The organism is Prochlorococcus marinus XMU1405 (assembly GCF_017696275.1).
GTDB classification, from domain to species: Bacteria; Cyanobacteriota; Cyanobacteriia; order PCC-6307; family Cyanobiaceae; genus Prochlorococcus_A; species Prochlorococcus_A marinus_AB.
The window spans coordinates 55566-81925 of the sequence record NZ_JAAORF010000002.1 but is presented as its reverse complement, the minus strand read 5'-3'; the positions used below and the strand labels follow the sequence as shown (position 1 = coordinate 81925).

Annotated in this window: 34 protein-coding genes; 16 read left to right on the top strand and 18 right to left on the bottom strand. The window is 29.5% G+C overall.

The genetic code is table 11. From position 1 onward, the window contains the following. Positions 1-46 precede the first annotated feature (46 nt). Entirely contained in the window at positions 47-1834 is a 1788-nt protein-coding gene (locus tag HA148_RS03935) for an NADPH-dependent assimilatory sulfite reductase hemoprotein subunit (RefSeq protein WP_209130406.1), read from the top strand. 3 nt (positions 1835-1837) lie between these two features. Here the strand turns inward: HA148_RS03935 and HA148_RS03930 are convergent, their stop codons facing one another. From HA148_RS03930 to HA148_RS03880, 11 genes are all read right to left on the bottom strand, one after another. After that, a complete protein-coding gene (locus HA148_RS03930; RefSeq protein WP_209130404.1) occupies positions 1838-2521 on the bottom strand; it encodes a M15 family metallopeptidase in 684 nt (227 codons plus the stop codon). A gap of 56 nt (positions 2522-2577) precedes the next feature. Then, entirely contained in the window at positions 2578-5034 is a 2457-nt protein-coding gene (recG, locus tag HA148_RS03925; protein ID WP_209130402.1) for an ATP-dependent DNA helicase RecG, read from the bottom strand. A gap of 20 nt (positions 5035-5054) precedes the next feature. Then, positions 5055-6131: an adenylate cyclase gene (locus HA148_RS03920; protein ID WP_245152010.1), complete on the bottom strand. Its 1077-nt coding sequence runs from the start codon at positions 6129-6131 to the stop codon at positions 5055-5057. Between the two features lie 31 nt (positions 6132-6162). Then, a complete protein-coding gene (gene tsf / locus HA148_RS03915; protein WP_025935815.1) occupies positions 6163-6819 on the bottom strand; it encodes a translation elongation factor Ts in 657 nt (218 codons plus the stop codon). Between the two features lie 43 nt (positions 6820-6862). Continuing rightward, a complete protein-coding gene (gene rpsB, locus HA148_RS03910) occupies positions 6863-7567 on the bottom strand; it encodes a 30S ribosomal protein S2 (RefSeq protein ID WP_011818259.1) in 705 nt (234 codons plus the stop codon). 128 nt (positions 7568-7695) lie between these two features. Further along, entirely contained in the window at positions 7696-8607 is a 912-nt protein-coding gene (locus HA148_RS03905) for a glycosyltransferase family 2 protein (protein WP_209130398.1), read from the bottom strand. A 61-nt stretch (positions 8608-8668) separates the two neighbouring features. Then, positions 8669-8818 (bottom strand): hypothetical protein, encoded by a 150-nt coding sequence (locus HA148_RS03900; RefSeq protein ID WP_011376314.1) that lies wholly within the window; start codon positions 8816-8818, stop codon positions 8669-8671. Between the two features lie 18 nt (positions 8819-8836). Next, positions 8837-9565, bottom strand: coding sequence for a DevA family ABC transporter ATP-binding protein (locus HA148_RS03895; RefSeq protein WP_209130396.1), 729 nt, complete (start codon positions 9563-9565; stop codon positions 8837-8839). Between the two features lie 13 nt (positions 9566-9578). Further along, the gene (gene devC, locus HA148_RS03890) at positions 9579-10751 is read right to left on the bottom strand and encodes an ABC transporter permease DevC (RefSeq protein ID WP_209130394.1); all 1173 of its coding nucleotides are present in this window, start codon (positions 10749-10751) and stop codon (positions 9579-9581) included. Then, positions 10751-11665: an HlyD family efflux transporter periplasmic adaptor subunit gene (locus HA148_RS03885; protein ID WP_209130392.1), complete on the bottom strand. Its 915-nt coding sequence runs from the start codon at positions 11663-11665 to the stop codon at positions 10751-10753. Before HA148_RS03885 ends, devC begins: the two co-directional genes overlap by 1 nt. Further along, entirely contained in the window at positions 11665-12390 is a 726-nt protein-coding gene (locus tag HA148_RS03880) for a phycocyanobilin:ferredoxin oxidoreductase (protein WP_209130389.1), read from the bottom strand. The genes HA148_RS03885 and HA148_RS03880 overlap by 1 nt, the downstream gene beginning before the upstream one ends. Before the next feature lie 41 nt (positions 12391-12431). Here HA148_RS03880 and HA148_RS03875 point away from each other — a divergent pair, with 41 nt between their 5' ends. Next, positions 12432-13700 (top strand): M16 family metallopeptidase, encoded by a 1269-nt coding sequence (locus HA148_RS03875; protein ID WP_209130387.1) that lies wholly within the window; start codon positions 12432-12434, stop codon positions 13698-13700. Continuing rightward, complete coding sequence (locus tag HA148_RS03870; RefSeq protein ID WP_209130385.1) at positions 13694-14911, top strand: M16 family metallopeptidase; 1218 nt, start codon at positions 13694-13696, stop codon at positions 14909-14911. Before HA148_RS03875 ends, HA148_RS03870 begins: the two co-directional genes overlap by 7 nt. 1 nt (position 14912) lies before the next feature. Here HA148_RS03870 and HA148_RS03865 read toward each other — a convergent pair whose 3' ends face one another. Next, complete coding sequence (locus HA148_RS03865; protein ID WP_209130383.1) at positions 14913-15122, bottom strand: NAD(P)H dehydrogenase assembly family protein; 210 nt, start codon at positions 15120-15122, stop codon at positions 14913-14915. Between the two features lie 108 nt (positions 15123-15230). Between HA148_RS03865 and ftsH the strand changes: the two genes are divergently transcribed. Then, complete coding sequence (gene ftsH / locus HA148_RS03860) at positions 15231-17144, top strand: ATP-dependent zinc metalloprotease FtsH (protein WP_209130381.1); 1914 nt, start codon at positions 15231-15233, stop codon at positions 17142-17144. Here ftsH and clpP read toward each other — a convergent pair. Next, positions 17141-17731, bottom strand: coding sequence for an ATP-dependent Clp endopeptidase proteolytic subunit ClpP (gene clpP / locus HA148_RS03855; RefSeq protein WP_263890449.1), 591 nt, complete (start codon positions 17729-17731; stop codon positions 17141-17143). The genes ftsH and clpP overlap by 4 nt on opposite strands. A gap of 32 nt (positions 17732-17763) precedes the next feature. Here clpP and psb29 point away from each other — a divergent pair, with 32 nt between their 5' ends. Further along, the gene (gene psb29 / locus HA148_RS03850) at positions 17764-18414 is read left to right on the top strand and encodes a photosystem II biogenesis protein Psp29 (protein ID WP_209130379.1); all 651 of its coding nucleotides are present in this window, start codon (positions 17764-17766) and stop codon (positions 18412-18414) included. A 145-nt stretch (positions 18415-18559) separates the two neighbouring features. Here the strand turns inward: psb29 and petN are convergent, their stop codons facing one another. Beyond that, positions 18560-18661 (bottom strand): cytochrome b6-f complex subunit PetN, encoded by a 102-nt coding sequence (gene petN, locus HA148_RS03845; RefSeq protein WP_032513475.1) that lies wholly within the window; start codon positions 18659-18661, stop codon positions 18560-18562. Between the two features lie 119 nt (positions 18662-18780). Between petN and HA148_RS03840 the strand changes: the two genes are divergently transcribed. Continuing rightward, complete coding sequence (locus HA148_RS03840; RefSeq protein WP_209130377.1) at positions 18781-19056, top strand: DUF2103 domain-containing protein; 276 nt, start codon at positions 18781-18783, stop codon at positions 19054-19056. A 42-nt stretch (positions 19057-19098) separates the two neighbouring features. Beyond that, a complete protein-coding gene (locus HA148_RS03835; protein WP_209130375.1) occupies positions 19099-19305 on the top strand; it encodes a hypothetical protein in 207 nt (68 codons plus the stop codon). A gap of 7 nt (positions 19306-19312) precedes the next feature. Here the strand turns inward: HA148_RS03835 and HA148_RS03830 are convergent, their stop codons facing one another. Beyond that, on the bottom strand, positions 19313-19582 hold the full coding sequence (locus HA148_RS03830) for a hypothetical protein (protein WP_209130373.1): 270 nt from the start codon (positions 19580-19582) through the stop codon (positions 19313-19315). Between the two features lie 180 nt (positions 19583-19762). On the opposite strand from HA148_RS03830, the gene HA148_RS03825 reads away from it, so the two are divergent. The 3 genes from HA148_RS03825 (at position 19763) to HA148_RS03815 (ending at position 20789) form a co-directional block, all read left to right on the top strand. Next, a complete protein-coding gene (locus tag HA148_RS03825; protein ID WP_245152009.1) occupies positions 19763-20152 on the top strand; it encodes a hypothetical protein in 390 nt (129 codons plus the stop codon). A 75-nt stretch (positions 20153-20227) separates the two neighbouring features. Beyond that, on the top strand, positions 20228-20404 hold the full coding sequence (locus tag HA148_RS03820) for a hypothetical protein (RefSeq protein WP_209130371.1): 177 nt from the start codon (positions 20228-20230) through the stop codon (positions 20402-20404). 34 nt (positions 20405-20438) lie between these two features. Further along, on the top strand, positions 20439-20789 hold the full coding sequence (locus HA148_RS03815) for an alpha-2-macroglobulin (protein ID WP_209130369.1): 351 nt from the start codon (positions 20439-20441) through the stop codon (positions 20787-20789). A gap of 311 nt (positions 20790-21100) precedes the next feature. On the opposite strand, the gene HA148_RS03810 is transcribed toward HA148_RS03815, so the two are convergent. After that, a complete protein-coding gene (locus tag HA148_RS03810; RefSeq protein ID WP_209130367.1) occupies positions 21101-21283 on the bottom strand; it encodes a hypothetical protein in 183 nt (60 codons plus the stop codon). Between the two features lie 141 nt (positions 21284-21424). On the opposite strand from HA148_RS03810, the gene HA148_RS03805 reads away from it, so the two are divergent. Further along, positions 21425-21619 carry a hypothetical protein gene (locus HA148_RS03805; RefSeq protein ID WP_209130365.1) on the top strand — a complete coding sequence of 65 codons (195 nt, stop codon included), beginning with the start codon at positions 21425-21427 and terminating at the stop codon, positions 21617-21619. A gap of 21 nt (positions 21620-21640) precedes the next feature. Here the strand turns inward: HA148_RS03805 and HA148_RS03800 are convergent, their stop codons facing one another. Both HA148_RS03800 and HA148_RS03795 read right to left on the bottom strand, forming a co-directional pair. Next, the gene (locus HA148_RS03800; protein ID WP_209130363.1) at positions 21641-21838 is read right to left on the bottom strand and encodes a hypothetical protein; all 198 of its coding nucleotides are present in this window, start codon (positions 21836-21838) and stop codon (positions 21641-21643) included. Between the two features lie 377 nt (positions 21839-22215). Further along, positions 22216-22416, bottom strand: coding sequence for a hypothetical protein (locus tag HA148_RS03795; RefSeq protein ID WP_209130361.1), 201 nt, complete (start codon positions 22414-22416; stop codon positions 22216-22218). A 225-nt stretch (positions 22417-22641) separates the two neighbouring features. Between HA148_RS03795 and HA148_RS03790 the strand changes: the two genes are divergently transcribed. From HA148_RS03790 to HA148_RS03770, 5 genes are all read left to right on the top strand, one after another. Next, a complete protein-coding gene (locus HA148_RS03790; RefSeq protein ID WP_209130359.1) occupies positions 22642-23010 on the top strand; it encodes a CopG family transcriptional regulator in 369 nt (122 codons plus the stop codon). 129 nt (positions 23011-23139) lie between these two features. Then, positions 23140-24459: a DUF2130 domain-containing protein gene (locus HA148_RS03785; protein WP_209130357.1), complete on the top strand. Its 1320-nt coding sequence runs from the start codon at positions 23140-23142 to the stop codon at positions 24457-24459. Between the two features lie 97 nt (positions 24460-24556). Continuing rightward, the gene (locus HA148_RS03780) at positions 24557-24838 is read left to right on the top strand and encodes a translation initiation factor IF-2 N-terminal domain-containing protein (RefSeq protein ID WP_209130355.1); all 282 of its coding nucleotides are present in this window, start codon (positions 24557-24559) and stop codon (positions 24836-24838) included. A gap of 84 nt (positions 24839-24922) precedes the next feature. Beyond that, positions 24923-25336: a competence protein ComC gene (locus HA148_RS03775; RefSeq protein ID WP_209130353.1), complete on the top strand. Its 414-nt coding sequence runs from the start codon at positions 24923-24925 to the stop codon at positions 25334-25336. 35 nt (positions 25337-25371) lie between these two features. Then, positions 25372-26358, top strand: coding sequence for a ligase-associated DNA damage response exonuclease (locus HA148_RS03770; RefSeq protein ID WP_209130351.1), 987 nt, complete (start codon positions 25372-25374; stop codon positions 26356-26358). The last annotated feature ends 2 nt before the right edge of the window (positions 26359-26360 follow it).

Genomic DNA, 26360 nt, shown 5'->3' with positions numbered 1-26360 from the left:
AAATAAGCTTTTCGCTAATGTATAAAAAGAGATATTTTTTGGTCCTTTGATCAAGGTTGAGAAAGTAAAAAAGAAAAAAGATTCTGCTAAGGAAGAAACTGTTTGTTTGGCAAATGGACTTGAAGTTTCTAAATTCGAGAATTTTAAAAAAAGTAGCCAATTTCTAAAAGAACCACTTGCTACGGAATTAGTCAATGAGAGCGATCATTTTACCAATGATGCGGTTCAGTTATTAAAATTTCATGGTAGTTATCAACAAGATAACAGGGAAAATAGAAGGCCGGGAAAAAGTAAAGATTGGCAAATGATGCTTAGGTTAAGAAATCCGGGCGGTGAAGTTCCTGGGAAATTATTTTTAGCATTAGATGAATTATCTGACAAACTTGGTAATGGAACACTTAGGGCCACTACAAGACAAGCCTTTCAAATGCATGGAATCAGAAAGGAAAACCTAAAGGAAGTAATTCAAACAATAGTAAATTCAATGGGCTCCACATTAGCTGCATGCGGAGACATTAATAGAAATGTTATGGCCCCTGCGGCTCCATTTGATTCGCCAGACTATAATATTGCAAGAGCATTGGCAAAAAAAGTTGCAGATCTTCTCACCCCAATGGCTGGCCAAGGCACTTTTTTAGAGCTTTGGGCTGATGGAGATTTAGAGTACACCATAAAGCCTGACGAAGATATTGAAGCAATTAGGAAGCTCCAATTCAAAGATAATGTTTTTAGTGGAATAAAAGATGAGCCTCTTTATGGTTCAACTTATTTACCGAGAAAATTCAAATGTGCCGTGACAGTTCCTGGGGACAATTCTGTTGATCTTCTTACCAATGACATAGGAATAGTTGCCTTTACTTCTAAAGATGGAAACTTAGAAGGATGCAACTTCTATGTTGGAGGTGGTATGGGTCGCACACATAATAATGAGGAGACCTTTGCCAGGATTGCAGATCCACTTGGATACGTTGAAGAACCTGATGTTTATGAATTAATACAAAGCATTGTGGCTATTCAAAGAGATTATGGTGATAGAAAATCAAGAAAAAATTCGAGAATGAAATATCTTCTTCATAGAAAAGGTATTAAATGGTTCAAAAAGATACTTTCTGATAAGTATTTCAAAAAAGAAATTAAAAAAATTAGAAAAGAACCTGATAAAGTTCTAATTGATTACCTAGGTTGGCATAAACAAAATAAAACCTCCCATTTCGTAGGTTTACCATTATTATCAGGAAGATTATCTGGAGAGAAGAAGAATACCATCACAAGTATTGTTAAAAAATATAATTTAGATTTAAGACTCACCCCTAATCAAGATATTTTACTTTGTAATATCCCAAATAAAAACAAAGGTGAAATTCAAAAATCTTTATTAAAAATTGGATATGAAAATTTAGAAAACATTAATGAAATACAAAGACACGCTTTAGCATGTCCTGCTCTACCACTTTGTGGTCTTGCAATGACTGAAGCCGAAAGAATTTTACCTGATGTACTAAAAAGGATTGAAAATTTACTATTAGATCTAAAAATACAAAAGACAATATTATTCAGAATGACAGGATGTCCGAATGGATGTACCAGGCCTTATATGGCCGAATTAGCACTTGTTGGAAGTGGGCAAAACAAATACCAATTATGGTTGGGGGGAAGTAAAAATCTACAAAGGCTTGCTAAACCATTTTTACAAAGAATGGAACTTAACGATTTAGAAAAAACTCTTCAACCATTATTTGATAATTGGAAGAGTAATTTGGATTTGGATTTCGGAGATTTTATAAATACTCAAGATGAAAATTATATATTAAATTTACTAAATGAAAATCAATAGATTTTAAATTTTTCCATAGAGGGCATTTGCTTTTTTATTTTTCCAAGCCCATAATTGATCACCATAACTAAAATGCCACCATTCATTAGGATGTTGAGCAAATCCGAATTTAGTCATAATTTCCCTTAATAAATTTCTTCTACTATTCCAAATAATTGCTCCTTCATTCTTTATGTTTGCATAAAAATAAGGATTTGAGGTCTCATCCATTTGATCAACCATGCTTCCCATTTCAACAAGATTTCCATCTTTATCTGATAAACAAACATCCAATGCACCCCCAGTTGAATGAGGGGGAGGACACCTAGTGTCATAGGAAGGATATGCCCAAAATTTTTCAACTTTTTTTAAAATGGATGGATAAGATTTTATATTTTCAAAAGAAATATCAATATCAGATTTTTCACATTCTAATAAAAATGCTCTTTTAAACATAAATTCCTGGACTTCTAAAGGTCGCCAACTGTCATAAATTAAGAGGTTAAAACTACTCTTTGATATCAAATAATCATTTACTTTTATTAATCTATTTACAACTTCCTCTCTTAATTTCCAAATAGAAGTTTTATCTTTGTAAGGTGCTCCTAAATGAAAGTAAGGGTGAGGATCTAAAAACTTTAGGCAGCTAGGTATAGCTATTAATTTATCTCCATTATCTTTAATTGGTATTTTATTCCAAATTTTCAATTGAAATTTGCAATTGATTTATAGTGGCATATATATCAAAAATTACAATGATAGTTTCAATTTAAGAAATCATGAATGAATTTATTATCAGAATTATCAATAAGTATATTCCTTAAAACAATATTTTCATTTAAATCAGGATCATTGCTAACAATCTTAATAGCCTCTTCACGAGCCTTATCAATAAGAAATTTATTGTTAGGTAAATTGTCCAGTACAAAATCAGGCAATCCGGATTGTCTATATCCTAAAATCTGGCCTGGTCCTCTAAGCTCCAAGTCTTTTTCAGCAATATAAAAGCCATCATTAGATTTTTGCAAAACACAAAGTCGTTTATTTTCTAATCCATTTTTATCGGGGGTTACCAGATAACAAAAAGATTTTGTTGATCCTCTACCAACTCTCCCCCTTAATTGATGTAGCTGGGACAATCCAAATCTGTCCGAATTATAAATAATCATAATTGTGGCATTAGGCACATCAATGCCAACCTCAATTACTGTGGTTGAAACCAATATATTAATTTCATTCTTTAAAAAAGAATTAATTACTTCGTTCTTTTCTTGTGAACTTAACTTCCCATGTAATAATCCAACTTTTTTGTTAAAAAAGACCTCTTCTGATAAATGTTTGAATGTTTTCTTTGCGGAGCTTAAATTCATTTTTTCTGAATCTTCTATGAGTGGCAAAATCACATAAGCTTGCTTTCCCTTATTGATCTCATCTGCAACAATCTTAAACAAGTTAGTTAAATCATCTTCTGAAATTATTTTTGTTGTTATGGGAACTCTACCAGGAGGGAGTTCTGTAATTTGACTCACATCTAAATCACCATAAATAGAAAGCGCAAGAGTTCTTGGAATTGGTGTTGCTGTCATTGATAACAAGTTAGTATTTTCTCCTTTATTTAGTAATCTATTTCTTTGAGTAACTCCAAATCTATGTTGTTCATCAATTACAACCATGCCTAATGCATTAAAGATAACTTTATCCTCAAATAATGCATGAGTACCTACGAGGATATCAACTAATCCATTTTTCAAATTAGAAAAAATTTCTTTTCTCTTTTTTTGAGGAGTATTCCCAGTAAGTAATTCAACAGAAACTAAAAGAGGATTCAAATATTTTAATAAATTTTTATAATGCTGTTCTGCCAATACCTCTGTTGGGACCATAAATGCACCTTGCAGGTTTTTTTCAATGACAAGTAAAAGAGACGCTATTGCAATTATAGTTTTACCGCTTCCCACATCTCCCTGAAGCAATCTAGACATTGGTACGGGATTAGATAAATCTTTCTTAATTTCATTTAAAACATTTTCTTGAGATTTTGTTAATTCAAAAGGAAAAGTATTTAAAAATTCTTTTAATAAAGATTTCTTTTGAGGTAATTGTTGGGAAGTTACATTTTTATTCATCTTTCTTTTTCTAAGTAGGAACTTTATTTGAAGTAGGAATAACTCATCAAAAACCAACCGTTTTTTTGACTCAATAAGTGACTGTTGGGTTGGTGGGAAATGAATATTAATCAACGACTCTCCTTTTGATAATAAAGATAATGAATCAAGTTGCTTTTTATTTAAAATTTCTGGATATTCCTTTGCATAAATTAGTACCTTTTTCATAAGTTTTATAAAACTCATATTTGATATAGCTTCACCTAATGAATACAAGGGTAATATTTTGCCTGAAAAATTAAAATTATCATTGTTATCGTTAAGAATTTCAATCTGCGGATCTACAAAAGTTTTTCCATACTCTGTCAATTTAACCTTACCGGAAATTGCTAATTTGGTTCCAGGATTATACAAAGATTTTTGAGATGTGAAGAAGGAGTAAGATCTAAATCTTCTTCCTAAAAAAAATTTTGTAACCTTTATTGAAGACGTTTCATCAGAAACTACAATATTCATTATTGATAAGTTACTATTTTTTTTACTCTTATGAATATAAAATCTCTTAACGTTTGCGATGCACGTGTATAAATTATCTGGTTTTAAATTTATTATCTTGACTCTATTTGTATAGTCTAGATACGTTCGTGGGAAATAATTAATTAGATCTTTTATATGAAATATCCCTAATTCATTAAGCTTATTTTTATAAACTTTTCCTACATTTTTTATTAATGAAATATCTGAATCAAAAGACAAACTTGAATCAGCTTTATTCAGAAAAACATTATTATTAATATTTCTAGAACTTTCTATTTCTAGATTTTTACCTAGTTTATAAAGATTTTTTCTTGTATCTATAATTAACCTTTTTCTTTGATTTTCATCTAATTTATTATATTCATTATATTTTTTAGAAAATCCATAAAATATCCTTAAATATTCCTCTGAGAGATTTAGATTATCCAGTTTTTTTAATGATTCATGCAAATAATCATTAAAATATTTTTCTCTTCCTAAAGTATTAATAAATTTGTTTTCAGTTTCAATAGTAAGAGATTTTTGAAGGGGTCTTATCCAATCTTTAATTAATTTATTATTATTATCGCTAGTAGTCACATTTGAAAAGAGTTATTTTTTCAACGTATCTTATTCAAAGTTATTTCTTTTTGCCTCCAGTATGTCTCTTTTTTAATCAAACGCTGAAATTGATTTTTGAGCTCATTTAATTTATTCCTTTGAATAGAAAGATCTAAATTCTTAAACTCTAACTCTACAGTAGATATATTAAAGAAAACAATGCTGGGAAAATTATTGCCTTTTAATGATGACCGATTTAAGTTGAATTCGAAATTAATAACAAAAGGATATGGATGTTTTATCATCAAATTTTTACCCACTAAGTAATCAAAGGAATCTTTAGATATCATTTTTTTTATTAGATTGGCCTTAAATAATTCTTGGTTAATCTTATATGACAGATTCAATAGTAAATCCTGCAATGACTTATCTATTAAATCAAAATTTTTGAGAATCTGATTTTTGGGTGAAATATTTATTTGATTGATATTATCTTTTTCCTGATGTCTTGTTTTTTCAACCTTTACTTCCCCTATTAATTCGAGTAGAGAGGAAATAAATTGTTTTTCAACTCCCAAATTTTCAATAATATTGTCATCGGATAAATAATTATTATGGTCGTTATTATCTAAATCAATTGATACGAATTTCTCATAATTATCAGAATGATAATATTCAGAAGTATTTGAAATATCCTCACTAATCTTGAACTGAACGGGTTCTTCTAATTGAAAACCATCTTTATATTGAAATTTTTCTTTTTGGTCATCCTTTGTTTTTATGGAACTATATAAACTATCAAAAGTAATTTCCTTATTTATGTTTTTTTCAATCTCATTTATCTCTAATTGTTCTACGGTTAATAAGGGCAAAATAGTATGAATGAGCCTACCTATTTTTTTTTCAAAGACAGTACAAAATTCATTTTCATGTATGAAATTATCATTAATTGTTGGATAACTATATATTTGGTTAAGCCCTTTTTCTACAGAGCTATAAAGTAGATTTCTTACGAGGTTAAGATAATGTTCATATTCCTTATAGATATTTCTAACTAATGCTTTTTTTTGCTTTTCTGCTCTCTCTAATTGAGAATCAATTTTATCTATATCTTGGTAATTATTTAGATTATTCAAATTATTTAAATTATCCAAGTCATTCAAGTGACTAGTTTGATTGCATTGATGCGACCTCTTCAGCGAAGTCCATCTGATTTTTTTCAATACCTTCACCCAATGTATATCTTGTAAAACGTCTTACTTTAATATTTTCCCCAATTTTTGCAGCTGCTTGTTTAACGAGATCCTCGACAGTAAGAGAACTATCTTTAATATATGGTTGTGATAGCAAAACCAACTCATTAAGTCTTTTCGCAATTCTCCCTTCAACTATTTTTTCTTTAATTTGTTCTGGCTTTCCAGATAAATCATCTCTCCCCATTTCAATCTGCTTTTCTTTTTCCACAACATCTTCGGGTATTTCATCAATTGAGACATATTCAACATTTGGGCAAGCTGCTACTTGCATTGAGACATCCTTCAACAGAGATTGAAAAATATCACCTCTAGCAACAAAATCAGTTTCACAATTCAACTCTAGTAGAACTCCCACTCTTGAACCTGTATGTATGTAACTACCAATTGAACCTTCAGCTGCAACTCTTCCCGACTTCTTTTCAGCACTAGCTATGCCTTTCTTTCGTAACCATTCCAATGCTTTATCAACATTTCCATCAGTTTCGTTAAGTGCTTTTTTGCAATCCATCATTCCTGCTCCAGTCTTGTCTCTAAGATCTTTTACAAGTTTTGCTGTAATGTTTCCCATTTGATTTAATAAAAATAATAATTAGTAAGTTTTTAATTTGAATTTAATTTTTTCTTTCGGCATTAGAACCCTTTCTGCCCTCATTTATAGCATCTGCAAGTCTTCCTAAAATAAGTTGCACTGATCTAACGGCATCATCGTTACATGGAATGGGAACCTCACACAAATCTGGATCGCAGTTTGTATCCAACATTGATACTAATGAGATATCTAATTTCCTGGCTTCTAATACTGCATTAGATTCTCTTCTCTGATCTACTAAAACAACTACGTCTGGCAATCTTCTCATACCCTTAAGTCCACCTAAATATTTTTGCAATCTTTCAAGTTCTCTCCTTAAAACTGCAGCTTCTTTTTTAGGCCTCATTGCTATTGAACCACTACTTTCCATTCTTTCTAGATCCTTTAATCTTTCAATCCTAGCTTTCATTGTTGTCCAATTAGTCAACATCCCTCCAAGCCATCTTTGATTTACATATGCAGCTCCGCATCTAGTAGCTTCCTGAGCAACAACATCTGATGCCTGTTTTTTTGTACCGACGAAAAGGAAACGTTTACCACTTTTTGCTGCGTTTCTTGTCCATTTATAAGCATTGTTCATACACAATGCTGTTTTCACAAGATCAATAATATGAACTCCATTTCTAGCACAATAAATGTACTTAGACATCTTGGGATTCCAACGTCTAGTTTGATGCCCAAAATGAGCACCAGCTTCCATCATTTCAGATAGTGATACAACAGCCATAATTTAAAAAGGTTTCGGGTTAGCCTCCATCTGACGGGGAATTTATATTAATAAATCACCCGAAACTGTCAGATGTGTGAATTTAATTTCAACTATTCTAACAAGTGATGCGTATTTCTAAAAGTTTTTTATCTTGATTTGTTTAACTGTTTAATGTAAATCATATTAAGAGGGATCCTAAGTATCTCAAGTGCAAGTCTATTTCTTCGTATATTTACTAGAAATTTTAATAAAGGAAGGATTCTTTCAATACTGATTAGTCCTCCAAAGCAAAGAATTTGCCAAAGTAAATGATGAAGAGGAGTTAATTGAATCATAAATCTAACCCTTAAATTTGGATGTTTCTTATAAAACACTAAAGCCATTTTTGCCCTTTCTTTTTCTTGAGCTATTAATGAATCTATTTGTTCGCATTTAAAAGGTGGATGCCAATGAAAACCTACTGCATTTGGACATTTAATTAATTTTGTCCCAATTTTTTTTAATCTTTCTCCAAGTTCTAAATCCTCCCAACCGTAAAGACTAAAGGAAGTATCAAATAAGCCGACGCTTAAAATCAATTCTTTTGATATCGCAACATTCCCAGTAGCGAAGTAAGCAAAAGAAGTGTCCATTATTTTATGTTTTTCACTCTGAGGATTTAGAAAATTAGAAGTATTGACCACCGAGCCATAGGTAAAACATTTTTTATTATCGTTTCTCCAGAAGGCAAGTAATTTTTCTACGTGGCAATTTATAAAATTATTTAAAACAATAAGGTCACTATCAATAAATATAATAATTTCATATTTTGATTTAATTACCCCAAGATTTCTTCCCAATGCAGGACCTCCATGTTCTTGTTCAAACAGAATCACGTGTGGAAGATTAGCTTTATTTTTATTTATCCATGAGCTTGTTCCATCAGTTGATCCATCATCAACTACTATCACTTCATAATTACTGATATTTGTATTTAATTTTTGATTCTCGAGCGCATAGAGACATTTCTCTAATATAGGTAATCTATTGTAAGTCGGGATAACAATACTTACATTCATGATCATGCCTTAAATTTGCATAATTTATTGGACTCCAAAAAGATAAAATAAAAGATATGCCTTAATCAGCGGCACCGCCATTATTTGCTGTGCCAGTAACGTTTCCACCATCAGGTCTTCCATCTGTTCTTAATTTCCTTTTTTTGAATTTTCTAGCATAAGCTCGATTACGTTCCTGCTTTTCTTTTTTTAGATTCCTTCTCTTAGACATGAAATTTTTAACTTTTAATTATATTAGCTCACTATGAGCACTATATATTTTACCATCTTCCATATTTAATATCCTATCAGCCATATCAGAAATTCTTGGATCATGAGTCACCATAAGTACAGAACAATTTTGCTCTTTTGCAAGTTTTCTTAAAAGGGTTACAATTTCTCTTCCTGTTACACTATCTAAAGCAGAAGTGGGCTCATCAGCTAATAAAAGTTTTGGGTTAGCAGATAAAGCTCGAGCAATTGCTACTCTCTGTTTCTGCCCACCAGATAAGTCATTTGGCAATTTTTTATGATGCTCTTCCAATCCCACTGCTGACAACCAATTCCTTGCTATTTCACGTCTTTGCAAATATGTTAAACCTTTTATTAAATCGGCGCCCATCTGAACATTTTGTTCTGCTGTTAAACATCTTAGAAGATTGTGACCTTGAAAAATCATGCCAATACTTCTTCTAAGAATTTGACGAGTTTTCCTTGATGCTCCATTTAATTGATTATTTAATACAGTTAAATCACCATTTTGGCAGGTTCTCAAAGCACCAATTAAGGTTAAAAGAGTAGTTTTACCACATCCAGAAGGTCCTTTTAAAAGAACCAACTCTCCTTTATCAATATTTAAATTAACGTCATTAAGAACTTGTTTCTTATTCTCATTTTTTCCATAAAAGTGACTCAAACTATTTATTGAGACTGTTTTAAAGTTTTTAACATTTTTTTTTGATTTATTAGCTTTAACCATTTAAATTTAATTATCAAAAAATTTCGGCAGGATCAGCATCAACTAATTTACGCATCGCAACAGCAGCGGATCCCATACACATTACTAAAACTAATACGAAAATTAAAATCGTTTTATCTGCATCCATTATTATTGGTAGTTTAGTAGATTTCCTTATAACTGAGTAGAGTACTTGACCAGAGAAATAAGCAGGTAAATAACCAAATAATGCCAACAAAAACCCTTCTCTTGCTACGACAAAGAAAAGGGACTTAAGTCTATAACCCATTGCCAATAAGGTCGCATACTCTGGGAGATGATCTGTAACGTCACTATAAAGAATTTGATAAACGACCACACACCCTACAACAAAACCCATCAATGCTCCCAAACTAAATATAAAACCTATTGCAGTACTATTTTTCCAATAATCCTTCTCAAATTCTATAAATTGATTTTTTGTAAGAACTCGAACATCATTTGGGAGTGAGTTATTTAATATTCTTGAAATCAATTCAGGATCAGATCCTTTTTTTAGCTTTACCAATCCAATTTCTATGCTTCCAGGAGGATTAGCAGGAAAAAGTCTTAAGAAGGTTTCTCGGCTAGTTATCAAATTACCATCTGCACCAAAAGATGGTCCCAACTCTACAAGACCTTCGACAATTACTCTTTTCCCCGCAACCTCAGTCTCAACTTTTTTTTCTGATAAAAACCATTCTTCAATTGGTCCAAATTCAGGTCTAGATAATTTGTCAAAAAGAACTCTTGATGGATTTCTCAATTTATAAGCCTTCTTTGAGAATCCATCATCTAAAAGAAGTGAATCGGAGGGATTAAAACCTAATGCAAGTATCGATCTGGTTTTAAGATTTTCTGGATTTCTCCAAAGTAAATAATTTAGATTGACGGGGGCCGTTTTTTCAACATCATCTACTGCCAGAGTCTGAATAAGCCTTCTTTTTGGAAAACCACTCATGCTTATAGAACTTTTTGATCTAGGACTTATCAAAACGAGATCAGCATCTAAAAGTTTATGAATAGTTACGCTAGTGTCAAATAAACCATCTCTGAAACCCAATTGCATGAACATCAAAATCCCTGCAAAACTTATTCCAGCTATCGCAACTGCAAGTCTCAATGGTTGCCTGGTTAATAATAACCAAGCTAATGGTATTTTTCTGAATTTAAAAAAAGAAAAACTCATTAGGGAATAAATTTTGCAATCACTTTCATTCCTGCATAGTTTTGCACGATATCTATAGAATCTTGATCAAGTTTTACTAGCACTTCAATAATTCGCGAATCAGCATCCCCAGTTGGATCAGTAGACAAAACTTTTCTTTGTTTAACCTGAGGGCTAATCCTAATTACCTTTCCTTTAAGATTTTTTTGGAAACCGCCATTCTCACTGCTCAATTCAACATTCTGCGAGATAAAAACTCTATCGATATCAGATTCATAAACCTCTATCAAAGCTTCCATTTTTTGACTAGAACCAATATCCAATATCCCTTCATTCTTTGGCCTCTCTCCAACATTTGTATTTATTTCAAGGATAAAACCATCGATTGGACTCCTTAGTTTTGAATTAAATAGATCAATCTTGATATTTTTTTGATCTCCGATAAGGTTTATTTTTTGTTTCTGCAATTTTAATAATTCATCTTTTCTCTGCGAAAACTTTACAAAAGAATATGCATCTTTGCTAAAAGCTAATTCATACCTTTGAATTTGATCTTTCTTGAGGGCAATTTCATCATTAATAGTATTAATTAGATTTTCATTTCTTTCAAGATCAGAAATTAACTTTTCTTCATTTTCAAAAATTGCGAGGATATCACCTTTTTTTACAAAATCTCCTTCATTGACTAAAATTTCGACAACTCTAGGAGACGAGCCAAACTGACTTATTGGAGCTGCTAATTGCCTAATCTCTCCTGAAGGAGAAAGTTGACCTAGTGCGGCAACAGCTGTAATAGGGGAAATAATATCTGTTGTTATTTCATCTTTAAATTTTGCATTAGATTTATTATTGCTAGAACAGGAAATTATCCCTAAAGATAATGGTGTGAATAATAAAAAATAAATAAATAAATTTTTAAGTGTTTTTATTTTCATTAAAAATCGAAAAGCACTGTTTTTATGTATTTATTGACCCATTTTTCATCAAAATATTTTAAAAGAACCATGCTAGTCTTTTCATTTTTCATTTGTTGCACACAATAATTTTTTTGATAATCAATTCTCTCTTGGATAATTTCCTCCTTAAATTCAGGTTTAGCTTCGTAACTTAGTTTGATCAAAACATTGAGGTATTGATCAACAACTCTGCAAAAATCATTTTTTTCAGAATTACTTTTTAAAGAAGCAAACAATACATTTTTAGAAAAGATTTCCCCCCATTTAGGAATTTCTCTCAATGAAGAGAAAGAACTTTTATCAACTTCAGAAAGAGATTTTTCGTATTTAAAATCCTGATTATGAGATGCTGGTGATAAATCAACAATGGCAGCAGAAACGATATCATTTATTTTTACTAAATCCATCCCAAAAATTGGAATATCAAACATTGGGTCAGGGAAAAAAACGCAGTGCAAAATTTTAAGCTTCATTGAAAATTCTGCCACCTCAATATGTAACTTTCTAAATCCTTTTGCCCTGTGAAATTCATTTTCTATATAAAGTTCTCTACCTACTTCGTTAGAAAATATATTAGTAAAATTTGGATTGACTTTTATAATCTCAAGATTCTCAAGCATGGATCTACGATCTCTGATATTTTGCAGCAAATCCAAAATAAGAGGATCTTTTAATTTTGTTTTAGTAAAAGATTCAGACAACAAGGTTAAAAAGTACCAAAATAGAGTTTAAAGAGAGGCTTTAAATGAATGTAGGAGACGTTAACTACTATACCCATTCAAGCAAAATTAAATGTGTGTTTGTGGATAATAAAGAATTACCACTTATAAGCATTGATATTTGGTGCAAAGCAGGTTCTTCATTTGAGGAGGTTGATAAAAATGGCACTGCTCATTTTCTAGAGCATATGATTTTTAAAGGATCTAACAAAATAATGCCAGGTGAATTTGACTATAAAATTGAATCACTTGGCGGCTTAAGCAACGCTTCAACAGGTTACGATGATGTACATTACCACGTCCTTGTTCCACCAACTAACTTTAGAGAATCACTTGCTCTTTTGACAAATATTATCGTTTCTCCAAATTTTAATCCAGATGAATTTATAAAAGAAAAAGGGGTGGTTATTGATGAAATAAAACAACAAAATGATCAGCCAGAAGAACGATTATTTAATTATTTTTTGAAAAGGGTTTGGCTAAGTCCGATTTATGCTAATTCAATTCTTGGAACTGAAAATAGTATTAAAAACTTAGAGATAAATGACCTTAAGAAATTTCATCGAAAACATTACACTACTGATAAAATTTGTATTGCAATTGCTGGGAATCTCTCTGAAGAAATTTATAAAATTTTTGAAAAAAGTAATTTATCTGAGATAAATAAAAATCTAAATTACAAAGATTCAAACTTAATAAATCTAAAAAAAAATAAACCTTCTTTGAAAATTAGGAATGGGCGAGAGTTAATTAAATTTGATAATTTAGAGTTCTCAAGAATTTTTATGGCTTGGTTTATCCCAAACATCAATGATCAAAAAAATATTATTGGACTAGAGATATTGGCATCAATACTCTCTGTAGGAAGAAATAGCAGGTTAGTAAAAATTTTAAAAGAAGATAGTAAACTTGTTGAATCAGTATATGTTGATGTAAACGCAGGTGAATTAGGTGGATTATTTATAGTGGAAGCAAGTTGTGAATCCAGAGATATACTTTTAGTAGAAAAGCAAATTAATAAAATAATAGATGAAATTTCAAATTTCAAGGGTTTAACTTTGGATGAAATAAATAAAGCTATAAATATTGTGAAAAGTAATTATATTTTTAATTTAGAGACATCAACACAGCTTTCTTCATTCTTTGGTAATGAACTGCTTTGGGATAGAAAATCTTCAATCCATAATATAGAAAGGCATCTAAAATACTGGAGTAACTTGGATAACTTCCAAGAGATCATTGAATATATAAATGAAGATAAATTCACCTTAATTGCATCCCCGGGTAAATGTTAAAAAGATATTTTTTAGATAACAAAAAAAGAAACTTTTCAATTGCTTCGATTTGGATTAAAGGGGGGAGTGATATGGATAGTAAGAGCAAAAAAGGTATAAACAAGATCCTTTGTTCATTACTTACTAGAGGTTGTGAAGGTTTTAATAATTTCTTGCTCTCTGAGTATATTGAGTCCTATGGAGCAGAATTGAATCAAGAAGTATTTGAAGATGGTATTTCAATAAGCATTAAATCCCTAAATGAACATTTCAGTAAATTATTACCTCTATTGGACCTAATAACTAATAAGCCAATCCTCTCGGAAACAGAATTTAAAAAAGTAAAAAAATTTTCTATTGATTACATTAAAAAAGACAAAGAGAATCCATTCAATATATGTTTTGAAAAATGGAAAAAAATTGTTTACTCAAATCATCCTTATGCTTCCAACACAATTGGGAATGCCAATGATGTCTCAAAGATTAACTATGAAGATGTTTTGCTTGAGTTTCAAAATTTTAAAAATAGAGAAAAGTATTTAATTTCAAATAATTCTGAAATCAATGGAGAAAATTTTGGAACATTAGAAAAAAAAATCCTAAAAGAAAAATCAGGACGTATAAATCATAATTTAAGTTCAATGAAAAGATTTGATTGCATTAATAATGATTCAAATCAAACAATAATAATGATGGGGGACCAAACTTGCTCGCGAAGAAGTAGTGAATATTTGCCACTTAAGCTTTTGGAGTCATATTTATCTTATGGAATGAGCGCTGCTTTATTTAAACTTTTTAGGGAAAAACATGGTATCACTTACGATTTAGGTGTTTATTATCCTATCAGGAGTGGAAACGCCCCATTTTTAATTTATTTATCAGTATCTAATAAGCAAGCCCTTTTCGCTTTTGAACTTTTATCATCACTATGGAAAAATTTACTTTTAAATCCGTTGACTGATGCTGAAATATTTTTAGCTAAAGAAAAACTAAAAGGGTCTTTTCTATTAGGCAATCAATCATTAGATGAAATTCTACAGAGAAAAGTACAATTATTCAGTTATGGTATTTCACCAATTTCTGAGATAGATTTAAATTCAAAAATGGAGGAAATATCAACGTTAGATATTCTTAAATTGACTAATAAGTATTTTTCAAAACCTTTTCTGAGTATTTCTGGAAATGAAAAAATATGTTTAGAAATTTCTAATATATGGAAGAAAAACTTTTAAGTTAGTTTTTCTCAATCTTATCAATATCGATTAAAAACGAACCTCTTCTAAACCGTACTTCAACAGTATCTGGGGATTTAATTGATAGGATTTCCCCAATTTCATCAATTGCAACTAGATCAGGTGGTCTTAACATCGGCATATTATCTGAAGTCTTCAAGTAAGAGACTGGTGCAATCAACTTAACCTTATCGTTGATTTCAAATTTCATTTATAAAATGGATACATTCAAAAGTAGTATAAGCATAAAGTTAGAGAAAATATCAACGAAATGCACTGATTCATTCTAGAATCTTATGAATTAACTTTCTACAAATTAATGAATCAGAAATTTAAAACATTAATTTTATGGGCTTTACCTATACTTTTAGTAATAGCGCTTTCCTACCAATTTTTATCTTCAAGCAATGTTGATTCACTTAAATCTAATGGAACTACTGTTGCACCAAGAAATTCAGCGGTAGCTAGAGTTAGTTACGGCAGATTTTTAGATTACATTAATTCAGGAAGGGTTACATCTGTTGATATTTTTGAGGGTGGCAGAAATGCAGTTATAGAGACAATAGATTCGGATTTAGATAATAAAGTTCAAAGGTTGCGTGTAGATCTCCCCGGCTTAACACCAGAACTTATAAGTATTTTAAAAAATGAGGGAATTAGTTTTGACGTTCATCCAGTCAAGACAGCCCCTCCAGCACTAGGAATATTGGGTAACTTACTCTTCCCAGCTATCTTAATTGGAGGTTTAATTTTGTTAGCAAGGAGGTCAAATGGTATGCCTGGAGGTCCTGGACAAGCAATGCAATTTGGTAAAACAAAGGCAAGATTTGCAATGGAAGCTGAAACAGGAGTTGTTTTCAATGATGTTGCAGGAGTCAATGAAGCAAAACAGGATTTGCAAGAAGTTGTCACTTTTCTAAAAAAACCAGAAAAATTTACTTCTGTAGGAGCAAGGATTCCAAAAGGCGTTCTTTTAGTAGGACCTCCTGGTACTGGTAAAACACTTTTAGCAAAAGCAATTGCAGGTGAAGCAGGTGTACCATTTTTCTCACTATCAGGTTCTGAATTTGTTGAGATGTTTGTTGGTGTTGGTGCTAGTAGAGTTAGAGACCTTTTCAAAAGAGCTAAAGAGAACAGCCCTTGTTTAATTTTTATTGATGAAATTGATGCTGTCGGAAGGCAAAGAGGTGCAGGTATTGGTGGAGGTAATGATGAGAGAGAACAAACTCTCAACCAATTACTTACTGAAATGGATGGCTTCGAAGGTAATAGTGGCATTATTATAATTGCAGCCACAAATAGGCCAGATGTTCTAGACTCAGCATTAATGAGGCCTGGCAGATTTGATAGACAGGTAACTGTAGACGCACCTGATATCAAAGGCAGACTATCAATATTAGAAGTTCATGCTAGGAATAAAAAACTTCAAGACGATCTAACACTTGAAAGCATTGCGAGAAGAACACCAGGATTTACTGGAGCAGATTTAGCAAATTTATTAAATGAGGCGGCTATATTAACGGCTAGGAGGAGAAAAGACTCTATAAGTATTTCAGAAATTGATGACTCTGTAGACAGGATTGTCGCAGGAATGGAAGGTTCTCCATTAACAGATGGTAGAAGTAAGAGATTAATTGCTTATCACGAAGTTGGTCATGCTCTCATAGGTTCACTTGTGAAGGCACATGATCCTGTTCAAAAAGTGACCGTAATTCCAAGAGGTCAGGCTAAAGGATTAACTTGGTTTACCCCAGACGATGAACAAACCCTTGTTAGCAGGGCTCAACTAAAAGCAAGAATAATGGGTGCTTTAGGAGGCAGAGCTGCTGAAGACGTAGTTTTTGGAAAAGGTGAGATTACAACAGGAGCAGGAGGAGATTTCCAACAAGTTGCTTCGATGGCTCGCCAAATGGTTACCAGATTTGGAATGAGTAATTTAGGTCCAATAGCTTTAGAAAGTGGTAATCAAGAAGTATTTGTTGGTAGAGATTTAATGACTAGAAGTGAAGTTTCTGATTCAATCTCTAAACAAATAGATGAAAGTGTAAGAGTAATGGTAAAGGAATGTTATAAAGAAACCTACGATATAGTAAGCAAAAATAGAGAAGCTATGGATAAGATAGTTGACCAATTAATAGAAAAAGAAACATTAGATGGTGATGAATTTGTAAGTATTCTTTCAAAATTCACCAAAATTCCTGAAAAACAGAGAACACCTCAATTATTAAGCTAGACCTTAATTGGTTTCTTATCTAATACCAGATCAATTAAACCGTACTCAACTGCTTCGTTAGGGGACATATAAAAATCTCTATCAGTATCTTCTTTTATAGTGTCATAATCCTTTCCAGTTCTTTCTGACAATTCAGTATTGAGTCGCTCTTTTAAGAAAAGAATTTCATCTGCTTGAATTCTTATATCACTGGCTTGTCCTCTAGCACCTCCTAGTGGTTGATGAATCATTATTCTTGAATGTCTAAGACTGCTTCTTTTACCTTTAGTGCCAGCCGCAAGTAAAAATGCGCCCATACTAGCTGCCAAGCCTACACAAACTGTATGAATGTCAGGCTTAACATGTTGCATTGTGTCAAAGATACCCAATCCATCATATACTGATCCGCCTGGTGAATTTATGTACATATAAATGTCCTTATCTGGATCCTCTGCCTCAAGGAATAATAATTGAGCAACAATTCTATTTGCAGTTTCACTAGTAACTTGTTCTCCCAAAAAAATTATTCTCTCTCTTAATAGTCTCGAATAGATATCAAAGACTCTTTCACTACCACCGGATTCTTCTAATACTAAAGGGATCATAATAATATTTATCTGTTTATTAGATATTAACGATATTGAGTCAACATACGCTAACCTTATTAAGGTTTACATATAAAAAATTGAAAGAAAAATTGACTGTTTCAGATAGCAAAAAGTTATTTCATGAAAAATTCCCTTACGTCATTCCAGGTTTATATAAAAGAATAGTTGATGAAATGCTTGTTGAACTTAATCTTCTAAACCATCAAAATGAATTCACGCAAAATTATCTATTTTGTATCGGTCTAACAGAAACATTTAAAGAATTAACAAAAGGATATCAACCTGAAAAACAGTTAGATCTACTTTTTGAATCTTTATGCAGTTCTTCAAATTTTGAAGCGAAGGAAATTAATGAAATATCTCAAAAATCTCAAAAGGAATTCAAGAATAAATCATCTAAAGATATTTTGAAATTATTAATAGAAAAAAGCAATTCTAAACTTTATCCCTCAAGGATTTTGAACTTAGCTGTATATATATTAATATCAAACGCCCAAGATCTTAAAGAAAAAGATGAATCAGAGAAAAATAAGATTATTTCTGATATTTTTGAAAAATTAAATTTATCTACTAATAAAGCAGAAAAAGATATTGGAATTTATAAAAGCAGTATATCTAAAATGAAACAAGCAAAAGAATTAATTGAAGAGCTCAGGACTAAAAATAAGAATAAACAACAATAAGGTAATACCTATTTTTTTAATCTTTTTTTATCTTTCCAAGAGACATAGGATATATATATTACAGCGAATGTTATTAATATGAGTAAAACGAGCGATGTTAGTATAAGAAATTTACTTAAATAGACTTCATAAGTTAAAAATGAAATCATATATCAATGGAGCCATCACCATTTCTTCCCCAAACAACCATTGCAATTGAAAAAGTAAAAATTGCAGCCAATGAAGCCCACCCTATCTGAAAAATCATTAAATTTAAATCTCTTTCTTAAATATAACAGAATTTCAGAAATTATTTTCATTTATAAGCTAAAGTTAATTTCTCATAAAAATAATTTTGCAAATATAATTAAAGAAAAATAAAAAAAATTGGGTAGGTTAGTTTTAAATCATAGTACACATATAGAAGGTCTAATTCCAGTACTCCAAAAATTAGCCCTTGACATAAATATCAAGACAATAACTCCAGCTGTGCTATCCAGAGTAAAAGGTAAATCCTCAAAATTGATAATTAGATTGTCAGTGAAAACTATAAATGGATATAAAGCAATAGCAAGAAAGGGGAAAACGGCCCAAGAAGTTTTTATTTCAACAGACTTAAATAAAGATGAATTAAAACGGATCATAGATATTTATAATAAATAATAATTAAAAAAAACCAATTAAAATTTACTCTGAAGGAAATAAATGAAATTAGCATTAAATTTAGCTTTATTTTTATTCATATTTTTTTCATTTTATGAAAAATCATTCTCTCTTAGTGCTTACAAAATAAAAGAAATTTGCAAAAAAGAAAGAAGCAAGGAAAAATGTATAAAAAATCTTGAAGATAAAAAATATAATCTCAAAAAAGGCAATTTAATTGAAATACCTGTAATTCCTTATAAAAGGTAATTAGGATTTAAATTTCAAATTCTGATTCAAAAAGATTAAAAGCATTTTTATAGTTTAAAAGTAGTGATTCTGAATCTTCATTAAATCCTTTTTGTTCATAATCTTCTTTTAATAGATCATACAAATACACAATTTTATTAAATGCACTCATATATTCTTTTTGTATGTCCTCATCATCAATATCATAGATCTTGGCTAAGACTAATTCAACATTTCTTTTTGATGTATATATTTTCCTCTCGAACTCTTTATTTAACTTTCTTCTTTTTTTTGCCATCTAAGAATTTTATTTCAAATACAAATTTACAATAATCAAATTCGTAGATAAATTAAATTAAAACTTATAAAATAAAAATATAGTTTCCAAATCAAAATAAAACTCCTATATTCAAAATGATATTCGATGATATGAATAAAAATAAGACAAATAAACCTAAAGAGGCTAGAAACCATAATTATGAACTCAAAAAAAATGAATAATTCCGAAATCTCAAAGAAAAATAAAAAGAAAGATCTTCCATGGTGGGTAGAGCTATTATTTGTTCAGATAGGATTGCCAGATAATTTACTAATAAAAATATTAAAAACTAATAAGAAAACTAAAGAATTAATTAAAAATAATAAAAAATCATTAATTACTTTTTTGTTTGCAATTATTGCATTCGGATATTTCTATCCAGTTTTTAAAAATGCAAAAAATAAATTAGATTGTGAAGAAATTGCAAAAAATTATATTATTAAAAATAAAAATTTAACGGGAATCAATAGGAGTGAATTAAAAATGTTATCAACCAATTTTTGTAATGGTGGTACAGAAATATATGAAATTAAAAATCTAAATAATTAAAAATTTTAATATAAATTATAATCAGGCTTTAAAATATTATTAGAGTCATTTCAATTTAAATTTAATTTCAATCCTATGACTGAAATAAAAACGAAGAAAGAAAATGTAAAAATGCACTTAAAAGATTTAAGGCAAAACTTAAAGAAAATGCATTTAGAAGTTACGGAAGAATTAATATTACCTCAGCCAAATGATATAAAAAAATTAATGAAAAAAATGGATCAACTATTAAAATTAATAGAATCCAACTAAACTTTGAATAACTCGCACTAATCAAAATATTAAAATGAAAATAATAAAACATTTTTCACAAATACTTTTAATTGCAATTTTGATTAGTTCCTGTAGGTCATCAAGAGATAAAGAATATCCAATAATTAATACCGACGAAAATATAAATGAGATTTCCAATTCAGAAAAGGAAAGAATAGAGATAAAGTTCTCCTGCGGAGAGGATCTTATCTCAGAATATTTAGATGAAGGATGGAAAATCTTAAATGAAGATTCTCAAGAAAAGGTTTGTACTTGGAAATCTGTTCCAGCGACAAAAGATTGTGATATGGAAAAAGATAAAGGATGTAAAATTACAAAGCCCGATAAAATTGGTGAAGAGAAAATTTATTTATTAGAAAAATAACTAATCATTATGAACTCAAAATCTGAATATTTGATTAATTTAATTTTTAAAAAATTAAAAAAATATAAAGCTAAAGAAATCTTTTTAGAAAAAAAATTTTTAAAAAAATTTATTTTTTTACTTTTTGAAGAAAACTGAATGCTAAGAAAAATACAAAGAAAACTGTTATAGTTCAAATAACTAAATAGATAAAAGTATGAATAATTTTTCTTCTTTAACTATTTTTCTTATAGTAAGTTTTGTTTTAAGCCTTTATTTCTTATTTAAAGTTACTTCAAATGCAAATAATTAAAAAAAGGGTTACTTCAAATTTAGATAATAGGATCTTCTCTAAGGAGTAAAACTGTATCCTTATTTAAACCGTCATTTATCCATTCTTTATATTCTTCTAAAACAGAATTCTTATTAGGATCATCTAAAAGATTTATTCTTTTTTTTGCGTTATCTATAGCTAACTTAATACAGTATTCAAAATCTTTTAAATTTTCTTGCATTAGTTTTTCTTTGATATTAATCAAAATAATTATTTATTATGTATCCTTAGCAACAATAATCAGCTTTCATTTAATAAGAGTATCAAGCAATACGGAAGAATTTTTTCTATATTTGTGATAATAATTTTTTTATAAAACATCATGTCATACGAAGCAGGCAGTAAAGAATGTAGACATTTGATAGAAGCTAAGGAAAGTCTTCTTTCAGCAATGGATGCTTTAGGCAATATAAAATCAACTGATCTAATACAAATTCAGATTAAAGAAATTTATAACGAATTAGAGCTGATGCATGACAATCGCAAAAAAATAGAATCAGCCTCTAATTATCTTTAATTTATTCTTAATAATTAATTTTTAAAATTGATTTTTTATCTTTTTTACTTTTTTGTCTGATAATAAATCCAGTAGAGCATCTAATTGTGCATGTACTTCCTTTGCTTCATTTAAATCTGGCAACAAATCATCTTTTATAAGCATTTGATGCATCTCTCTAAGCTCTAGCCTAATGTATCTTAGGTGAGAACTTACCTCCTCTCTCTTAGTCGCGCTCATATTTGCTTTTTATTGGTAATATTATACATTATTATGTTTTTCATCATTCCTGGATAAATTTGACTAAATTAGAAAATTCATAAGGATTCAACATCGTATTAACTTTTTTTTTAAAGTTACGATGTAGTAGTATGTCAGACATGAAAAGTAAAAAAAAATCAAAAAAAATTCAAACCAATTCAGTTAAAAAAAATCAGGAGTTGGGTCAAACAAAAAATTCTGCAAAATTAGTACTTTTTATATTTGGGATAGGTCCAATATTAGGTATAGTAATTTTTCTTTATACTAAGGGATTTTTCAATTCCCCAAATATGTAAATCTTGAGAGTAAATTATAAAAACTTAAATTATTAAATTAAAGTTAAAAGAAAAAAATTATTAAAATTTCTTTAATGAAAATATCCTAAATTCCGCCATCTTTCTTGCATTTTCTGGATTAGAGACTAAAAAAGGGTGATCTGATAAAAGTTCAAATACTTTATCTATCTTCAATCGTAAATCCTCACAATCTATATTTTCCCATTCCTCGTCAAATGACATAGCAAAGCTATCAGCATTGTCATAGAGTTTACCTTTCATAAGTTTTGTTATTTAAATTAAAAATATTTAAATTTTAACCTAAATTTCGAAGAATAATTACTGGAAGTGTATAAGTCGTTCCTAATGACTTAATTAAGAAACAACTTTCTTAGAAGATTATCTAAAATTATACTTTCTTTCATTGTGTAACTTAACAAATATAGCGTTCGCTAAAAATGATCAGATTTGACAAAAGTGTTACAATAACGACATAGGAAAAATTTCATGGAAAATAAAGTAAAAAGGATAGGATATCTTCCTAGAAAAAGAGTACTTGAAATTATTGATGAAATATCCAAAAGCGAGTCTATAAGTAGATCAAAAGTTGTTGGAATATTAGTTGAAGAAGCCCTAGGTGCCAGAGGAATTGCAAATTTTGGATATAGCAATATTATTAAATCAAATTCATATAAATCAGATACATATAAAGAGGTTCAAAATGACAATATTCATTTAAAAGATGCTGAAGATGAATTTGTCGATGATAGTGGCTACACAGTTTCTTCACAAAAAAAACTTGATCGTTCAATATCTTCTGCAGATATTGAGTTAGCAAATAAAATTAATATTCTTAAGGAATCTGGATTAATATAACTTCCATTTATTAATTATTTTATTTTTTATGCATAACATTGGATCATTGTTTATTCTTAGTCAAGAATAATATTCTTTTTACATAATTAGAATATTAAATCCTTTCTAATATTAATTTTTTAATTAAAAATGAAAGATATTAAATGTCCCTCATGCGGCAAAACTTTCCGAATCGATCCCAGCAGCTTTGAAGAAATACTTCATCAGATAAAAGATGAGGAATTTAACAAACAAATAAAAGAAAGACTTCTTTTGGCTCAAGAAGATAATAAAAAAGCTTTGGAAATTTTAAAGAGCGAATTAAAAATAAAGTTAATAGAGCAAAATCAAATTAAAGATTCTCAGATCCAAACTCTTGAATCTCAATTAAACATAGCTGAAGAAAAGAAAACAAATGCTCTGAATGATTTAAAAAATCAAGCATCGAATAAAATCAATTCTCTGAATAATGAATTAAACAAGTTAAAGGATGAAATTAAAAAACAATCTATAATTTCAGAACTATCTTTAAAAAACAAAGTCAATGAAGCTATTACTAATTTAGAGAAAGAGAACTCATTACTATCAAATTCCATTGAAAAGATGAGACTTGAACATTCAATCAATGAAAAATTAATTGAAGAAAAGTTTAAAAGCAAAATTAGTGAAAGGGACCTAACTATACAGGAGCTTAGAGAAATGAAATCTAGATTATCAACAAAGATGGTTGGAGAAACCTTAGAAATCCATTGCGAAACCCAATTTAATCTTAATCGTGCCTCTGCATTTAAAAACTCATATTTCGAAAAGGATAATGATGCCACTTCTGGAAGTAAAGGTGACTATATATTTAGAGAATTTGATGAAAATAAAACCGAAGTCGTATCCATAATGTTTGAGATGAAGAACGAAAGTTATAATTCAACTAATAAAAGAAAAAACGAAGAATTTTTTAAAGAATTAGATAAAGATAGAAGGCAAAAATCTTGTGAGTATGCAGTTCTCGTATCGCTTCTAGAACCAGATAGTGAACTATATAATTCAGGGATAGTAGATGTGTCTCATAGATTTCAAAAGATGTATGTAATAAGACCTCAATTTTTCTTGCCAATTATTTCTCTGCTAAGAAATGCATCCATGGAAAGCTTAAAATACAAAGCACAAATTGATTTAATGAAACGTGAGAATTACGATATTACTAATTTTGAAACTACTCTTGAGCAATTTAAAAATGCTGTTGGCAAAAATGTTTCACTTGCCCAAGATAGATTTAATGATGCAATTTCAGAAATTGATAAATCAATAACCCATTTACAAAAAACTAAAGAGGCTTTAATTCTCTCGAAAAAACATCTTTTATCCGCTGACAGCAAATCTCAAGATTTAACAGTAAAGAAATTAACAAGAAATAACCCAACCATGCAAACAAAGTTTAATGCTTTAACTAATTTCGAAGATGAAGTAGCCTAATTAAACAAAAAATCATGAAATTAATAATAGTTAAAATATTTTTAATTTCTAATTTATAAATATATTATGGATAGTACATACAATAGCTAGGGAAGTAATGTCTATAAACACTCCTATTTTCAGTATTGCCAAAGATCTAAATGTTGAAAGCAATAGAATATTATTAGCCTGTAAGAAACTTGGAATCAATGCAAAAGGTGCAACTAAAAGATTAAATAAAGAAGAATTAGAAAAAATTAAAAGTTATTTCAAAACGGGCAAAAATGTGTCAGATGAAGTGATCAATTTAAATAAAGTTAAAACTAAAAGTAGTTCTAAAAAAATTGCAGAAAAGGTAAAAATAAAATATTTTGCTAACAGACTTATTCGTAAATCTTAAATAAAAATAATTTTTTTTGTTTACTTAAAGGAATAAGCCACAGAAGAAAAAAATAATAATTTATCATAAGTAAAAATACTTAAAATGAGCTTAAGCAAAATTTTAAATTCCCTTGAAAAATCTTGGGAAAGAGATGATATTCTTTTAAATATAAAGAAGGGGTTAGGGACAGATGAGATAGTTAATGAATTTCTTGTGAAAAACGAAAGGCAAATTAAAGAATTAAATTCTTTATTAAAACCAGAAGATATTGATTTATTAAATCAAGTAGAACAACTCTCAACTTGCGAATCTAAATTAATAAATGAGATTAAAAATTTAAATTACTTAGAAAATAATAAAAATCATCACATTATGAATAAAAAAAAGATTGTGCCATCTAAAAGAGTTACTTTCAACAAAATTAGTTCATTCATGATTAATTGGAGCAACAAATTTGTAGTTATTGCTTTACTAACAATTTCAGCCATAGCTTTATCAAAACAAGCTTGGGCATAATTAGCTAAATTAACTTCATTGTAAGAGATGTAGTTTTGAGAACCAAACAAGAATATTTAATTAGATATAAAGATGGAAATCTTTATTGTGAACTTGCTGATATTTGGATTGATCCAAGCAAGCCAGTAAAAAAGGCATTAATAACTCATGCTCATTTTGATCACTTTACATTTGGCTGTGAAGAATACATTTCTACTAAGGAAACTGCGATACTCCTTAAAGAAAGAGTTGGAGATAATATCAAAATTAAGACTTTTGAATATGAAGAAGAATTTAAGATAAATGGCATTAATATTTCTTTTCATCCATCAGGTCACATCCTTGGATCTAGTCAAATAAGGTTTATTTTTGCTGAAGAAAAATGGCTAATTTCAGGTGACTTTAAGCTTCAAAAAGATCAGACTTGCAAACAATATGAAATAGTAAAAACTGATTATTTAATAAGCGAATGTACTTTTGGTTTGCCAATATTTAAGTGGGATGAGAGTAGTAAAATAGCAAATGATATTTCAAAATGGATAACTAATTCACCAGAAAAAACTTCTTTACTTTTCTGCTATTCACTTGGAAAAGCTCAGAGATTGTTAAACGAAATTAGTCAAACAAATTTTAAAGGTAATATTTATTCCCATGGCAGTATTCACAAAATGAACAATAGTTATAGGGAACTTGGAATTGATATTAAAGATACTATAAAAATTGAAAATAAAAAAAAGATAGATGAACTTAAAGGAAGTCTAATATTATTACCGCCATCTTTAAGTAAGGGCTCCTATCTAAAAAATTTCAAAAACATTCAAACAGCTTTCGCGAGTGGATGGATGTCAATAAGAGCTCTAAGAAAAAGATCAGGATATGATAAAGGATTCGCAATCTCTGATCATGCCGATTGGGATGGAATTCTGGAAGTAGTAAAAAAGTCTGAAGCAAAAAATGTATTTTTTCATCATGGAGATAGTGAAGCCTTAAGTAAATATTTAGTTGAAAAGGAATCAATAAATGTCCTTTTATTCGGTAAATAAAT

What these genes read in the sequence shown, in the direction of transcription:
- HA148_RS03900 (WP_011376314.1), bottom strand. Translation starts at nt 8,818, where the DNA reads ATGTCTAAGAGAAGGAATCTAAAAAAAGAAAAGCAGGAACGTAATCGA.
- HA148_RS03870 (WP_209130385.1), top strand. Translation starts at nt 13,694, where the DNA reads ATGTTAAAAAGATATTTTTTAGATAACAAAAAAAGAAACTTTTCAATT.
- tsf (WP_025935815.1), bottom strand. Translation starts at nt 6,819, where the DNA reads ATGGGAAACATTACAGCAAAACTTGTAAAAGATCTTAGAGACAAGACT.
- HA148_RS03885 (WP_209130392.1), bottom strand. Translation starts at nt 11,665, where the DNA reads ATGAAAATAAAAACACTTAAAAATTTATTTATTTATTTTTTATTATTC.
- HA148_RS03895 (WP_209130396.1), bottom strand. Translation starts at nt 9,565, where the DNA reads ATGGTTAAAGCTAATAAATCAAAAAAAAATGTTAAAAACTTTAAAACA.
- HA148_RS03805 (WP_209130365.1), top strand. Translation starts at nt 21,425, where the DNA reads ATGTCATACGAAGCAGGCAGTAAAGAATGTAGACATTTGATAGAAGCT.
- rpsB (WP_011818259.1), bottom strand. Translation starts at nt 7,567, where the DNA reads ATGGCTGTTGTATCACTATCTGAAATGATGGAAGCTGGTGCTCATTTT.
- HA148_RS03800 (WP_209130363.1), bottom strand. Translation starts at nt 21,838, where the DNA reads ATGAGCGCGACTAAGAGAGAGGAGGTAAGTTCTCACCTAAGATACATT.
- HA148_RS03825 (WP_245152009.1), top strand. Translation starts at nt 19,763, where the DNA reads ATGAACTCAAAAAAAATGAATAATTCCGAAATCTCAAAGAAAAATAAA.
- HA148_RS03790 (WP_209130359.1), top strand. Translation starts at nt 22,642, where the DNA reads ATGGAAAATAAAGTAAAAAGGATAGGATATCTTCCTAGAAAAAGAGTA.
- HA148_RS03810 (WP_209130367.1), bottom strand. Translation starts at nt 21,283, where the DNA reads ATGCAAGAAAATTTAAAAGATTTTGAATACTGTATTAAGTTAGCTATA.
- HA148_RS03795 (WP_209130361.1), bottom strand. Translation starts at nt 22,416, where the DNA reads ATGAAAGGTAAACTCTATGACAATGCTGATAGCTTTGCTATGTCATTT.
- HA148_RS03775 (WP_209130353.1), top strand. Translation starts at nt 24,923, where the DNA reads ATGAGCTTAAGCAAAATTTTAAATTCCCTTGAAAAATCTTGGGAAAGA.
- HA148_RS03815 (WP_209130369.1), top strand. Translation starts at nt 20,439, where the DNA reads ATGAAAATAATAAAACATTTTTCACAAATACTTTTAATTGCAATTTTG.
- HA148_RS03875 (WP_209130387.1), top strand. Translation starts at nt 12,432, where the DNA reads ATGAATGTAGGAGACGTTAACTACTATACCCATTCAAGCAAAATTAAA.
- HA148_RS03820 (WP_209130371.1), top strand. Translation starts at nt 20,228, where the DNA reads ATGACTGAAATAAAAACGAAGAAAGAAAATGTAAAAATGCACTTAAAA.
- devC (WP_209130394.1), bottom strand. Translation starts at nt 10,751, where the DNA reads ATGAGTTTTTCTTTTTTTAAATTCAGAAAAATACCATTAGCTTGGTTA.
- HA148_RS03865 (WP_209130383.1), bottom strand. Translation starts at nt 15,122, where the DNA reads ATGAAATTTGAAATCAACGATAAGGTTAAGTTGATTGCACCAGTCTCT.
- HA148_RS03830 (WP_209130373.1), bottom strand. Translation starts at nt 19,582, where the DNA reads ATGGCAAAAAAAAGAAGAAAGTTAAATAAAGAGTTCGAGAGGAAAATA.
- petN (WP_032513475.1), bottom strand. Translation starts at nt 18,661, where the DNA reads ATGATTTTTCAGATAGGGTGGGCTTCATTGGCTGCAATTTTTACTTTT.
- HA148_RS03785 (WP_209130357.1), top strand. Translation starts at nt 23,140, where the DNA reads ATGAAAGATATTAAATGTCCCTCATGCGGCAAAACTTTCCGAATCGAT.
- HA148_RS03780 (WP_209130355.1), top strand. Translation starts at nt 24,557, where the DNA reads ATGTCTATAAACACTCCTATTTTCAGTATTGCCAAAGATCTAAATGTT.
- HA148_RS03905 (WP_209130398.1), bottom strand. Translation starts at nt 8,607, where the DNA reads ATGAATGTAAGTATTGTTATCCCGACTTACAATAGATTACCTATATTA.
- HA148_RS03835 (WP_209130375.1), top strand. Translation starts at nt 19,099, where the DNA reads ATGAAATTAGCATTAAATTTAGCTTTATTTTTATTCATATTTTTTTCA.
- ftsH (WP_209130381.1), top strand. Translation starts at nt 15,231, where the DNA reads ATGAATCAGAAATTTAAAACATTAATTTTATGGGCTTTACCTATACTT.